The sequence below is a fragment of the Methanoculleus sp. genome, from assembly GCF_035363275.1.
Classification (GTDB): Archaea; Halobacteriota; Methanomicrobia; order Methanomicrobiales; family Methanoculleaceae; genus Methanoculleus.
On record NZ_DAOSET010000012.1, the window covers coordinates 1 to 12,332 of the forward strand.

Genomic DNA, 12,332 nt, shown 5'->3' on the forward strand with positions numbered 1-12,332 from the left:
CGCCTGCAAGGCACTGGTAGCAGGAGATCCCCTCCCCGGCGCCCCGGTAGCCGGGAATCTGGTTGTCGTAGTAGGGGGTGCCGAACTTGGACGCGAGCTCGAACGTCATCAGGTAGAGGTCGTGGTAGGTGGGAAGGTCGGGGTGTTCCCGGTTGAACTCCTCGTTCTCGGCGAGGAAGTCGGGCTCGATGCTGATCTCGGGCTTCGGGAAGGAGAAGGGCTTGCCCCAGTAGTCTCCCTCGAGCATCACCTCCATCAGCGCCTTGAAGAGGAGCCGGACCTCCCGCTCGAACTCGCCGTAGGTCCGGAGCGGCGCCTGCTCTCCGTCCCAGACCTTGCCGCGGTAGACGCAGGGTTTGTCCTTCCAGAGGGTGGGGACGCCGGGAGAGAGCTGGACCGACGAGAAGACCACCTGGCCGCCCCGGGCGACCATCATCTGGGTCATCTCGTAGACGAACATCTGCATCAGCTGCTTGATCTCCTCGTAGTCCATCCCCTCGAAGAAGGGCGCCATGAACGTCAGGAAGTTGTAGTAGCCCTGGCCGCCGGCGAAGTTCGTCTGCGCGGAGCCGAGCGCCTTGACCGCGTGGAGGACCGCTACCTCGGCCCTTTTTGCCGGGCCGGCGACCGACGCCTTCGTCCCGTTGCCGTCGGGCATCAGGCCGTAGTAGAAGAAGTAGCGCAGGTCCCAGTCCTGGCAGTTGTGGATGAGGAGGCCGTCGGATGCGTAGAACGTATGGCTCTCCTCGCTCCCGTCGCCGTCAATGAAGAGGTCGTAGACGTACTCGCCGGTGGGCTCCGCCGGAGCGACCTCGACGACGGTCTCTTCCCGCGCCATGGTCCGGGTCTCCTTCACCGCAGAGAGGAAACCGTCGATGTGGTCCTGCCGCTCATCGAGGAACGTGGCATACCGGGCAAACGTCTCGATATTCTTTCGCCCGTTGAACTGGAGCCGGTAGAGGGTCCGCCGCTCCGTATCGCCTTCGTAGAGTTCGACGATGTGGGGGGAGATCCCGAGCGTGGTGAGCAGGAGAGCGAGTTCCTGCCGGAGCGCCGGTGACGTGGTGGTATAGTTGACGATGCAGTCCGACTTCTCCGGGCGGTAGTATGCCGAGCCGTCTCCGGTAAAGAGGGCGGAGAGGAACTCGTGAAGGAGGACGTCGTTTACGTGGTAGACGATCCAGGGGAGGCGTTTTCCCGCCGCTCCCTCGGGGATGCCGAAGACGTAGCGGAAGAGGAGGTAGCCTGCCTTCCCGCCGAAGTAGACCTGCAGGGCCCGGTTATGTTCCACCTCGATGCCGTAGATGTTCGTGGTATCGGGCGTGCCGCCGGCAATCGTTGCGTAGGTGTTCAGGGCGGCGCATGCCGCGGCCTGGATGGCGGGGGCCTGGACGTTCTCGGTGATCGCAAGGTTGTACTGCCCGGCCGCCGGGGCGGCGTTGTAGTTGCCTTCGGCGACGAAGAAACCAAGAAGCCGGATGAGTTCCGGTGTCAGCGTGAGAAGGGCGGGCAGTTCGTGCTCGCTCCCGGCAACGCCGATCGTGACCCCGGCATACTCTTCGACCCCGTAGTGGCAAGAGAAGGCGCTAAAGAGAGCAACCGGCATGATCCCGCGCGTATACCACTGCTTCTGGTGCTCGACGCCGAGGGTCTGCGAGATCTCGGCGTATGAAGCGGCCTGCCCGCTCTGCACCACGTGGCTAAAGATCCCTTCGGCACCGCGGACGTAGACGTTCTCGAGGAGGTGGGCCGGCACCGATGCCGGCAGTTCCCGGACGAGATCGATCGCGTCGATCGTCTCCCCGCGGACGGCATCGGTCCTGGATATCCGGTAGAGGGCGTCCCCGGGCCGGACCTCGTCGGCACGGCGGATGACCATACGATCACCGTCCTGCACTGGTATCCGGTGCTCGCCGGTGACCAGCAGCGACCGTCCGCTTGAAGCCCGGATCCGGAGCATCTCGCCCGGGTTCACCCGCCGGCGGGTCACCTTCCTGACCTGCCTCCAGCCCTTCGGGGTGAGCGCAGAGAGGTCCCGTGGGAGCCAATCGTCGCCGTCGATCGGGAGTTCGTCGAGGCGAACACTCCCGGTGCGGTTCTCCATCCGTAGGGGCACAACCGTGCTTCCGTCAATACAGAACGGGCGCGTCCCGAAGTATTCCAGGTCGTGGATGTGGAGATCGCCGCGGAGGTGGTGGTCCGCAAGCTCGGGAGGGAGCTGCAGGAGGTACTGCTCCTTGCTGATCTTGTCCGCCTTCTTCTTGTGCGAGGTCTCGGCGTTCTCCTGGAGGTTGGCGTTGTCGTGGGCCTCAAAGCCCCGCCCGACGTCGATGAGGTGCGCGTCGAAGACCGGGGTTCCCACCCGGGTGCAGACGTTGCGGTAGGACGTAAGCCCGCGTTCGAGGAGCGTCATGTTGACGATCTCGCGGATCAGGGGGCCGGAGAGCGATTGGAGGCCCAGCATCTGGATCTTCTTCTCGACCCGTCGGGCGATATCCTGCGCCGTCTCCTCGTCGGCCCCCTGGTAGCCGTAGAAGGTCTCGACCAGCCGGGTCTCCTCGATGATCTGCCTGACGATCCGGTCCCGGTTCCAGTCGAGGAGGAAGCCACGCGAGGTCCGGACCTTCGGAAAAGTGGGGACAAACTCCCCGAATATGGTCGTTTGCGTCGATTTGCGCGCCAACCTCATGCCCCCGCGATCAGGTCGGCGACAAGGTCTTCCCGGAGCGCGCCGCCGGCAAAGAGATCGCCGGATGTATAGAATGTGTCGTCTTTCTGCAGCACCGGCGCTTCCTGGACGAATACGCCGTTCATCCGGAGTTCTGTCAGCCCCTCGGCGGACGCCATGTCGCACTCGGTAAAGGGGACCCCCCTGGAGGCCAGGAACTCTTTGAGAATCTCGCAGTTCGGGCAAAATTCCAGTGTATAAACGATAAATTGTGCCGTATAGGAAATGATGATTACCCCCAGAATTGGTCGTAATACTTTGACTCCGGAGGGATATATCCTCTGCCATTTTGTGTGAGGGCGCCGTTCATCGCCGGGTGTCCGCTCCGGTATGCCGGTGAGCATTGAAGCGGTGTCTCGTGCCGGGTTCGCATTTCCGCTGCCTGTACGCCCGGTTTTGCCGGGTGCGCCTCTGCCGGACGATCACCATTTTCTAGGGTGAGACGCGATAGTATAGTGATATGGTCAGGACGTTCGTTGCAATCGATCTGACGGAGGAGATCCGCGAGAGAGCCCGGCAGTCCCAGGATATCCTCGCACGGTCCGAGGGCAGGCTCGCCATCGTCGACCCCGCAAACCTCCACATCACGGTCAAATTTCTCGGGGAGGTTGAGCCGGCGCAGATCGAGCCGATCGTCGAGGCGCTCCGGGCCGTCAGGGCCGGTCCCTTCGAGATGACGGTCGGGCATGCGGTCTGTAACCCGCCGCGTCGCCCGCGGGTGATCTGGTGCGACGTCACGGACACCGGCGAGAGCGCCGCCCTCGCCCGGCAGGTGGACGACCTCCTCGCGCCGTTCGGCTTTCCCCGCGAGACCCGCCCCTTCCGCCCCCACGCGACCCTTGCCCGTGTCAAGGAGTTCCACCCCTCACAGTGCAGGGAGGTCGAATGCCTGCCCCCCGAACCGCTCGGCAGGTGCCGGGTGGAGACCATCCGGCTCAAGAAGAGCACGCTCATGCCCCGGGGGCCCATCTACGAGGACCTTGCGGAGGTACCACTTTGAGCCGGTGCCCCTGCGAGGAGGAGGTGCTCGGACGGATCCGCCCCACGCCCGAGGAGCGGGCCTACGTCCGGGCGATGGGAGAGCGCCTGATCGAGGCGGTGGAGCGGTCGGGAATGGCAAAGGCGATGATGGTGGGTTCGGTCGCCCGCGACACCTTCGTCCGGGGCGACCGGGATCTCGACGTCTTCATGCTCTTCGACCCCGCGCTCTCCCGCGAGGACCTCCAGGAACAGGGCCTCTCTCTCGCCCGCCGGATCGCGGAGGAGTTCGGTGCGACCTGGCGCGAGAAGTACGCGGAGCACCCCTACCTCAACGCGACGATCAACTCGCTCGATATCGATCTCGTCCCCTGCTATGCCGTAGCGAGCGCCACCGAGATCAAGAGCGCCGTGGACAGGACGCCGTTTCACACCCGCTACATTCTCGCGCACATCGGCGGCTACGCCGACGACGTCCTCCTCTGCAAGCAGTTTGCAAAGGCAGGCGGGGTTTACGGGTCGGACCACATGACCGAGGGGTTCTCCGGCTACCTCTGCGAGATCCTGACGATCCATTACGGCGGGTTTCACGCGCTCATCGAGGCAGCCGCCCGCTGGAAGCCGGGAGAGACGATCGATATCGAGCGGCACGGGACGAAGCAGTTCGAGGACCCGCTCGTCGTCATCGACCCGGTCGACCCGGAGAGGAACGTGGCGGCGGCGCTCTCGCTCTCGCGGATGTTCGAGTTCGTCGAGCTCGCCCGCGGCTACCTTGCGGAGCCGTCGCTGACGTTCTTCTGCCGGCCGAACTCCCCGCCGCTCACCGGTGAGGTCTTCTCCCGCCTCCTCTCCGCGCGGGGGACGCATCTCTACTCCATGACCTTCGCGACGCCGGACTACACGCCCGACACGGTGGTGCCCCAGCTCCGGAAATCCGCTGAGTCGGTCCGGGAACTCCTGGAGCGGAGCGGATTTTCGGCCAACCGCATCGATGTTTGTATGGGAAAGGAGCGGTGCGTGATCCTCTTCGAGTTGATGGCCGGGGAGGTTCCTGTGATGCGCCGGCATATCGGGCCGCCGGTCTGGTCACGGGAGAACGCGGAGAAGTTCCTTGCGAAGTATGTCCAGGAGGAGGTCTTCGCCGGTCCCTACGTCGAGGACGGCCGCTACGTGGTGGAGATCGCCCGCCCGTTCACCCGCGCTGTCGACCTCCTCCGGTCAAAGGCGCTCTTCGACGTCGCGCTCGGCAAGCACGTCCGCCGCTCGATGAAGCAGGGCTGGACAGTGAAGATCGGTGCGGAGTGCTGGGACGAGGAGTTTGCCGGGTTCCTCTCGGCATTCCTGGAACGGTCGTCGCCGCTTGCGCGGATCAAGAGGGTGACGGGGAGGTAGGAGGGCAGGATCGCACGGGGGATTAATTCGACCCAATCCCGCTCCTCTCGCAATTCCGATTGGTATATCCCTTCGGAATACGATTCTCCTGGTATGAGCACAGCGAAATACGTGAGGCTCATCGGTTTCGGCATCCTCACCTGGCTCACCCCCTTCCTCATCTCGGTCCCCTTCTATTCGGCCGAGGGGGAGCCGCTCTACGACATCTTCCTGATAAAATCGGTCCTGCTGGTCTTCTCCGCCGCGCTCGGCACCTTCCTCATCCTGGTCTACTTCAGGGGCGTGCATGCCCGGTTCGTCCGGGAAGGCGCCCTGCTCGGCGGCGTGTGGCTCCTGATCAACTGGGCGCTCGACGCCGTCATCCTTCTGCCCCTCTCGGGGATGGACGCCGGCACCTACATGGCCCAGATCGGGCTGCGATACCTCATCATCCCGATCACTGCAACCGGGATCGGGTATGCAGCAGAGCAGGCCGTGCAGGGAACGGGGTAACTCTCCCTGCCTCTCCTTATGCGAGAGGGTCGAGGCCGGAACGGCGCGATCGCGGAGTGATCGATCTACCTGATCCGGGCATGGTTCGGACTAAAAGACCCTACATACCTGGGCGCGTGAGGGAGGAACGGTCGCCTTGTAGTATGTTTCGAAACCGTTGTTGATGATCGTGGCACCCTTGGGGGCCTGAACGGCTACAAGACCTGCAGTTAAAATGTCCACACTGGACCCCATAGCATTGAGTAAACAGAGGAATGCCGTGTAGCCGTTGAGCCAGCCAGGGATTGAAAGGATATACGGCAGCATCACCGAGAGTACCAGGTAGGGCATGACGGAGATGATGAGAAACCGCCCTTTTCTGATCTCCTCGGTGGTAAAGACAAATCCGAATACTCCATTGATCCCCCAGAAGACGTTATCTGAGGTTAGGGCGTTCGGGATGAACACGGCGTGAATACCTTCATGAAGGCCCATTAACAGGGGGATCGCCAGGATAAAGAACAGGGTAGAGAGATCGAAAGAGATCGTGAACGAGAACTGCTGGCCGTCTCCTACGAAAGCATAGAGTGAAGGATCTAACCCGTACGTAATCGCCAGCGTGATCGCCCCGAGCATGAAGGCAAACGGCAGTGACAGCAACGTTGCAGCCGGGAGATTTGTGGGCTCTTTGATCCGTTTCCACCCGCTGGAGAGTAGTTGTCTCCTCAATCCCTCATCTGCAGGGGGAATCTTCTTTGCAAATCTCATACGGTATCCGCTTCTATCTGTGAGCTCTTGCCTGCTGCCGATCGCTCTCCGACGACGCACCGGGCGGGATCTCTTCGAATCTCCGGGACCGGGGTATCCGGATCGTCAAAAAAAAGAGTTATTCAGCCCGGCGCTCTGCCTTCTTCGCAGCCAGACGCTCGACAGCGGCGAGGTCGACACTGCCGCCGGTCGAGAGTTTGCCCTGCCAGACCGCCCGGTCGACGAACCCCTTGCCGATATCGTTCCTGATGACGAGCGTCGTGTAGCCATCCGGCGACCCGACGGCCCCGGCCGAGACATCCGCGCTCAGTGCCGTGAAGTCGGTGCAGACGTGGCACCCGGGCCGAACGGACCCTTCGAGGTCGGCGAGCGGGATGGAGATCTGCCGCTCGTCCTGCAGGTAGACGTCCATTTTACCCTTGATGTCCAGGCGACGGATCTCCCAGGGCTCGATCTTGCGATCGGACTGCAGCCTTCCCTCGACCAGTTTCGCGTAGTCGAAGGTCTCCGTGCAGAAGAGGCCGATTACGAGCCGGATCGCCTTCGCGTAGGGCCGGAGGAGTTCGTGGTCGCTCGTCCGGATCATCTGCGTCGCCCGTGCCACACAGGGCACGCCGACGACGGCGATCCGCCGGTACTTCCGGGTGACCACTGCCTCCTTTAAGGAGGCAAGCAGCGGCACCCACCAGGAGTAGCGGCTCCCGGCGTGCTGGACGAGCGCCTCTGAGGAGGTGATCACCGCTGAGGACGGCTTCATCGTCCAGGGGTCTCTCGTCACCGTGACGACCGCGTCGATCAACCCCTCATCGAGGGCATTGACCAGAATTGCCGTCACCGCGCCGCCGCTCTGCTTCCGCTCAACCGGGAATACCGACCGGGCCGCAACGATCTCCTGGTATGGCCCGAGCATCTTCCCCTGCCCCGCAAGGTTGACCCGGGGACAGGCCGCGTAGCATGCCCCGCAGGGCACGCTGTCGTTCTCAGCCTTGCAGTAACCAATGTTCACCGGCGCATCGGTGTTCCCCGGGGCGAACCGGAGGGCATCCGCCGGACAGACTGCCACGCAGGCCCCGCACCCGGAGCAGAGGCCCGTAGCCCAGACCTCGGCGTCCAGGCCTTTGTAAGTCTTCATCTCCATGCCTATCACTCCCACGTATACTTCCCGGCAAAGGGCCGTGCGCTCGCAGGGACGATCCGGGTGTAATCCGCGTTGACCAGCGGTTCGGGATCGAACCCGAAGTCTTCTGCAAATTCCCGGAGCACCGGGACAATCCGTGCGCGGTCCTCATCGGTGAGCGGCACCTTCTTTGCCCCTGCGGCGAGGCAGGTGTCGTCCACGTCCCCGCGGACGACGATCTCCCCGCCGTGGATCCCGCTCCCGATCTCGCGGGCTTTCATGACCCCGTCGAGACCGAGGACAATCAGGAGGCCGCCAGCCATGTACTCGCCGAGGAACATCTGCGCGGACCCCCCGACGACCAGTATGGGGCGCTGCGTCTCGTACTGCTTCATGTGGATGCCGCCCCGGTAGCCGATGTCCCCGCGGACGAAGACCTTGCCACCCCGCATGCTGTGCGCCACCGCATCGCCGGCGCTCCCATGGATCACTACCTTCCCGGAATCCATCGTGTTGCCGGGCGCGTGCTCCGCGTTCCCGTGGACGACGACGGTCGGCCCGCTCATGAACATGGCGAGGTCGCCGCCCGCAACACCGTGAACGCAGATAGTGGCGTTCCCGCGGAGACCGTCGCCGATGAACCGCTGGCCGAGGACGTTGTTGACGACGACCTCGTCGGCGCCGTCCTTCAGGGCCTCGCGGATCTGCTGGTTTAAGGAAGTGCAGTCCACTCCCTTCGCATCGATTGTGATCTGTTTTGCCATTCTGCTCACGCTCCTATCGGCTTGACGTCGAGGACGTCAAGAAGGCCCGCATCAAGCATATACCCGCGAAGCCGGTCGCGGTTGCCCCGCAGGCTCTCGATGCTGGTGATCCCGGCCGCACCCATCAGCTCGGTGATCTCGAGCGTCCAGGCGTGGATCAGGTTTGCGACCTGCTTTGAGGCCACGTCGGGGTTCAGGCGGTCCACGAGATCCTGGCGCTGGGTGGCGATCCCCCAGGGGCAGAGGCCCTGGTAACAGTTCCCGCAGACCCGGCAGCCCATCGCCGCGAGGGCTGCGGTGGCGATGTAGACCGCGTCCGCACCGAGGGCGATCGCCTTCATGACGTCCGCGCTCTCGCGGATGCTGCCGCAGGCGATAAGGGAGACCTCATTCCTGAGCCCCTGCTTGCGGAGTTCCTTATCGGCGGTTGCGATGGCAACCTCGATCGGGATGCCGACGTGGTCGCGGAAGACCCGCGGCGCAGCACCCGTGCCGCCCCGGAATCCATCGATAGCGATGGCGTCCACCCCGGAACGGGCAACGGCCGCCACGTTCTCGGCGTTGTTGTTGACGGCTGCAATCTTGGCGAAGATCGGCTTCTTCCAACCCGTCGCCTCCTTGACGGACCGGACGAGCTGGGGAAGGTCCTCGATGCCGTAGATGTCATGGTGCGGCGCAGGGCTGATGGCGTCGCTCCCCTGCGGGATCATCCTTGTTCTGGAGACATCCGCACTGACCTTCTCGCCGGTGAGGTGCCCGCCGATGCCCGGTTTTGCGCCCTGGCCGAGTTTGAGCTCGATGGCGGCGCCACGCTCCAGGTAATCGATATTCACACCGAACCGCCCGGAGGCGACCTGAACGATCACGCGGTCCTGGTAGGGGTAGAGACCCGGATGCAGGCCGCCTTCCCCGGTGCCCATGAACGTCCCTACCTCTTGTGCCGCCCGGGCCATTGCCAGATGGGCGTTGAGGCTGATCGCACCGTAACTCATGTGACCGAGCAGGATCGGCGTCTCGATCATGAGGTTCGGGGTGAGTTCCGTGGCGAGTTCGACGTCCCCGTTCGCCTTCTGCCGGAAGTCCAGCTTCGACGGCTTCTTCCCGAGGTAGGTCCGGAGCTCGACCGGCTCGCGGAGCGGGTCGGTGGGAGGCGTGGTGACCTGGCAGGCGTCCAGCATCAGGCGATCGAATATGACCGGGAGGTTCGCGACGCTGCCCATCCCGGCGAGGATGATCTTCCCCGTCCGGGCCTGGTTGTAGATCGACTCCCTGACCTGCTGGTTCCACACCGGGTGGCTCCGGTAGTCACAGGGGTGCTCTGCGAGCATGATGGCGTCCCGGGGACAGTAGGTGATGCACCGGTGACAGGCGGTGCACTTCCGGGAGTTGATCAGGATCTTATCGCCGTCCTGCCGGAAGACACCATAGGAACAGTTATCGACGCATCGCCCGCACTCCATGCACTGGTCGCGGTCGATCGTGACCCGGTACCGGAGCGGCATGCTGCCAAGGTTGCAGTCACTCATGGGGCAACCCTCCCGATCACCGGCTCACCCGCAGCCGGCCTCGTGATCGACTCGACTTCCGGCTCCATGGTCCGGATCGCCGACTCTTCGCTTGCGATAAAGAGGCGGTCGGCGCACTCCCCGACGACCATCGGCCGGAGTTTGCCCCGGTCGGTGAACCCAACCATCATGTCGGGGCTCGCGGCCACGACAGTGAACGGTCCGTTCATCGTCGCCGCGCCGTAGGCGAACCGGAGAGCGCGGTTCAGCTTCTGCTCGGCCTCAGGCATCCGGTCGATCTCCTCCCAGTAGGGCGGCGCGAGGGCCCGGATGGCGAGGTTGATATCGAGGCCGTGTCGTCGCACCAGAAGGTCGATTAAGTAGGTGATGACCTCGCTGTCGGTGGAAGTCGTGCAGTTGTAGCCGAAACTTTCGACGTAGCGCCGGTTGGTCCCGTAGGTGGTGGTCTTACCGTTCTCCACGACGCTCCAGTCGTGCAGGTTGAACGGGTCGGGCCGCTCCCACTTCTCCGGGCTCGCCGTCGCGTAGCGGTTGTGCGCGAGCCAGAGGTAGCCCTCGTAGTCCTCGATCCGGTAGTAGTCAGCCACGACCTCGGGCCACGCGCCGGATCCTCCGGCCTTGAAGACCCCGACGTTCTTGCCGGAGGAGACGACCTCGGCACCGTTTACGCACCCGTTGATCTGCATCACGAGGTTCGTGACGACGTCCTTCTCGGGCGATGCGCTTCCCGGCGCGAGGGAGGCGTCCGGCCTGAAGAAGTAGCGCCAGGGAGTGCAGGCCGTCCGGAGGTTTTGCTGGTTGCAGGTCGGGATCGCCTCGTCGTGCTCGATCGCCCCCCACTGCTCCAGTGTTGCGTCGACGACCGCTTTGCTCTCGCAGGTATTGTCGAGGAAGACATGGAGCGCGTAACAGTCCCGGTAGTCGGGATAGATGCCGTAGGCAACATACCCCGCCCCCTCGCCGCTGCCGCGCTCGTTCATCATGGAGAGGGCCTGCCGGATACCGGAACCGTCCATCACCTGGCGCCTCTTATCCATTACACCAAATATGCCGCACATGGTTACCACGGTAAGCAACGTTCTGTTGCTGTGTTTTAGAACTCTGCTCGGGTATATTGGTGTCAATAGGTATTTATTTCATCGGAAAGAAGTAGACTTCCACATGTCCCGTGATGCCACTTCTGCGATGCTTGAGCGCATCGAAAAGGATAATGTCAAATTCCTTCGGCTGCAGTTCACCGATCTCCTGGGCATGCCCAAGAACGTCGCTATCCCTGTGAAACAGGCGGAAAAGGCGCTGACCGGTGGTATCGGGTTTGACGGGTCGTCGATCGAGGGGTTTGTCCGGATCGAGGAGTCCGATATGGTGCTCAAACCCGATCTCTCCACCTACACTCTCCTGCCCTGGCGTTTCCAGGAGAACGCGGAGGCGCGCTTCGTCTGCGATGTCTACATGGCCAGCGGCCGGCCGTTCGAGGGCGACCCGCGTTACGTCCTCCGGCGGGTGATGGAGGACGCGGCGAAGGACGGCTACGTCTTCAACACCGGGCCGGAACTGGAGTTCTTCCTCTTCCGGATGCTCGACGGCCGGCCGACGACGCAGTTCCAGGACGTCGGCGGCTACTTCGACCTCGCCCCCACCGACCTTGCCGAGGACGTCCGGCGCGAGATCATCATTGCCCTCACGGAGATGGGGTTCGAGATCGAGGCGTCCCACCACGAGGTCGCCGAGAGCCAGCACGAGATCGACTTCAAGTACAGCGACGCCCTCCACACCGCCGACAACGTCATCACTTTCAAGTTCGCGGTCAAGACGATGGCGCTGATGCGCGGCCTGCACGCATCCTTCATGGCGAAGCCGATCTACGGCATCTGCGGGAGCGGGATGCACACCAACTGCTCGCTCGCAAAAGACGGGGCGAACGCGTTCTACGACCCCGACACATCCCTGCAGCTCTCCGAGACCTGCATGCACTTCATCGGGGGGCTGCTCAAACACGCCCGGGCCATTACCCGGGTCGCGAACCCGACGATCAACTCCTATAAGCGGCTCGTCCCCGGCTACGAGGCGCCCTGCTATGTCAGCTGGAGCGCCGGCAACCGTTCGGCCCTGGTCCGGGTCCCGACACCGCGCGGGAACAGCACCCGGGTCGAGTTCCGCAGCCCCGACCCCACCTGCAACCCCTACCTCGCCTTCGCCGCGATGCTCACCGCCGGGATGGAGGGCGTCCGGGAGAAGATCGAGCCCCCGGCCGGGGTCGACAGAAACATCTACCATATGACAACCGATGACCGGCGGTGTGCCGGGATCGAGACGCTGCCCGCCGACCTTGCCGAGGCCCACCAGGCCCTGCTCGCCGACGACCTCATCTGCCGGGCGCTCGGTTCCCACGTCGTCGAGGCGCTCACGAACGTCGCACAGGCCGAATGGGATGCCTATCGGACGACAGTCCACCCCTGGGAACTTGAGCGGTACCTGGCGACGTATTGAAACTCTTTTTTTTCGGAACCGTTGGGAGGATAGAGCCTCACGCGAAGAACGCGAAGGACGATGGATGGAACATCCGGAGTTTGAGTAATCGTCAGGTT

11 protein-coding genes are annotated in these 12,332 nt (G+C 63.5%); 4 read left to right on the plus strand and 7 right to left on the minus strand.

Translation table 11 applies throughout. The features are described 5' to 3' along the window. The coding region (gene nrdD / locus PLN84_RS03780; protein ID WP_348531913.1) for an anaerobic ribonucleoside-triphosphate reductase at window positions 1-2,689 on the minus strand (2,689 nt) is incomplete at its 3' end. Beyond that, a complete protein-coding gene (locus PLN84_RS03785; protein WP_348531914.1) occupies window positions 2,686-2,847 on the minus strand; it encodes a hypothetical protein in 162 nt (53 codons plus the stop codon). The genes nrdD and PLN84_RS03785, both read right to left, overlap by 4 nt. A 341-nt stretch (window positions 2,848-3,188) precedes the next feature. On the opposite strand from PLN84_RS03785, the gene thpR reads away from it, so the two are divergent. The 3 genes from thpR (at window position 3,189) to PLN84_RS03800 (ending at window position 5,590) form a co-directional block, all read left to right on the plus strand. After that, entirely contained in the window at window positions 3,189-3,728 is a 540-nt protein-coding gene (gene thpR / locus PLN84_RS03790; RefSeq protein WP_292383120.1) for an RNA 2',3'-cyclic phosphodiesterase, read from the plus strand. Next, a complete protein-coding gene (gene cca, locus PLN84_RS03795) occupies window positions 3,725-5,098 on the plus strand; it encodes a CCA tRNA nucleotidyltransferase (RefSeq protein ID WP_292383119.1) in 1,374 nt (457 codons plus the stop codon). Before thpR ends, cca begins: the two co-directional genes overlap by 4 nt. Window positions 5,099-5,191: 93 nt before the next feature. After that, window positions 5,192-5,590 carry a hypothetical protein gene (locus PLN84_RS03800; protein WP_292383118.1) on the plus strand — a complete coding sequence of 133 codons (399 nt, stop codon included), beginning with the start codon at window positions 5,192-5,194 and terminating at the stop codon, window positions 5,588-5,590. 90 nt (window positions 5,591-5,680) lie between these two features. Here the strand turns inward: PLN84_RS03800 and PLN84_RS03805 are convergent, their stop codons facing one another. The 5 genes from PLN84_RS03805 to PLN84_RS03825 form a co-directional block, all read right to left on the minus strand. Beyond that, window positions 5,681-6,337 carry a DUF3267 domain-containing protein gene (locus PLN84_RS03805; RefSeq protein ID WP_292383117.1) on the minus strand — a complete coding sequence of 219 codons (657 nt, stop codon included), beginning with the start codon at window positions 6,335-6,337 and terminating at the stop codon, window positions 5,681-5,683. A gap of 118 nt (window positions 6,338-6,455) precedes the next feature. Further along, window positions 6,456-7,475, minus strand: coding sequence for a Coenzyme F420 hydrogenase/dehydrogenase, beta subunit C-terminal domain (locus tag PLN84_RS03810; protein ID WP_292383116.1), 1,020 nt, complete (start codon window positions 7,473-7,475; stop codon window positions 6,456-6,458). 5 nt (window positions 7,476-7,480) lie between these two features. Beyond that, window positions 7,481-8,218, minus strand: a complete 738-nt coding sequence (locus PLN84_RS03815) for a hypothetical protein (RefSeq protein ID WP_292383115.1) — start codon at window positions 8,216-8,218, stop codon at window positions 7,481-7,483. Between the two features lie 5 nt (window positions 8,219-8,223). Beyond that, a complete protein-coding gene (locus PLN84_RS03820; RefSeq protein WP_292559121.1) occupies window positions 8,224-9,744 on the minus strand; it encodes a glutamate synthase-related protein in 1,521 nt (506 codons plus the stop codon). Continuing rightward, the gene (locus PLN84_RS03825; protein WP_292559120.1) at window positions 9,741-10,802 is read right to left on the minus strand and encodes a hypothetical protein; all 1,062 of its coding nucleotides are present in this window, start codon (window positions 10,800-10,802) and stop codon (window positions 9,741-9,743) included. Before PLN84_RS03825 ends, PLN84_RS03820 begins: the two co-directional genes overlap by 4 nt. A gap of 103 nt (window positions 10,803-10,905) precedes the next feature. On the opposite strand from PLN84_RS03825, the gene PLN84_RS03830 reads away from it, so the two are divergent. Further along, complete coding sequence (locus PLN84_RS03830; protein ID WP_292383098.1) at window positions 10,906-12,234, plus strand: glutamine synthetase beta-grasp domain-containing protein; 1,329 nt, start codon at window positions 10,906-10,908, stop codon at window positions 12,232-12,234. The last annotated feature ends 98 nt before the right edge of the window (window positions 12,235-12,332 follow it).

Excerpts from the sequence above, each read along its gene's own strand:
- PLN84_RS03785 (WP_348531914.1), bottom strand. The coding sequence starts at position 2,847 with ATGGCGTCCGCCGAGGGGCTGACAGAACTCCGGATGAACGGCGTATTC.
- thpR (WP_292383120.1), top strand. The coding sequence starts at position 3,189 with ATGGTCAGGACGTTCGTTGCAATCGATCTGACGGAGGAGATCCGCGAG.
- PLN84_RS03800 (WP_292383118.1), top strand. The coding sequence starts at position 5,192 with ATGAGCACAGCGAAATACGTGAGGCTCATCGGTTTCGGCATCCTCACC.
- PLN84_RS03805 (WP_292383117.1), bottom strand. The coding sequence starts at position 6,337 with ATGAGATTTGCAAAGAAGATTCCCCCTGCAGATGAGGGATTGAGGAGA.
- PLN84_RS03810 (WP_292383116.1), bottom strand. The coding sequence starts at position 7,475 with ATGGAGATGAAGACTTACAAAGGCCTGGACGCCGAGGTCTGGGCTACG.
- PLN84_RS03815 (WP_292383115.1), bottom strand. The coding sequence starts at position 8,218 with ATGGCAAAACAGATCACAATCGATGCGAAGGGAGTGGACTGCACTTCC.
- PLN84_RS03820 (WP_292559121.1), bottom strand. The coding sequence starts at position 9,744 with ATGAGTGACTGCAACCTTGGCAGCATGCCGCTCCGGTACCGGGTCACG.
- PLN84_RS03825 (WP_292559120.1), bottom strand. The coding sequence starts at position 10,802 with ATGTGCGGCATATTTGGTGTAATGGATAAGAGGCGCCAGGTGATGGAC.
- PLN84_RS03830 (WP_292383098.1), top strand. The coding sequence starts at position 10,906 with ATGTCCCGTGATGCCACTTCTGCGATGCTTGAGCGCATCGAAAAGGAT.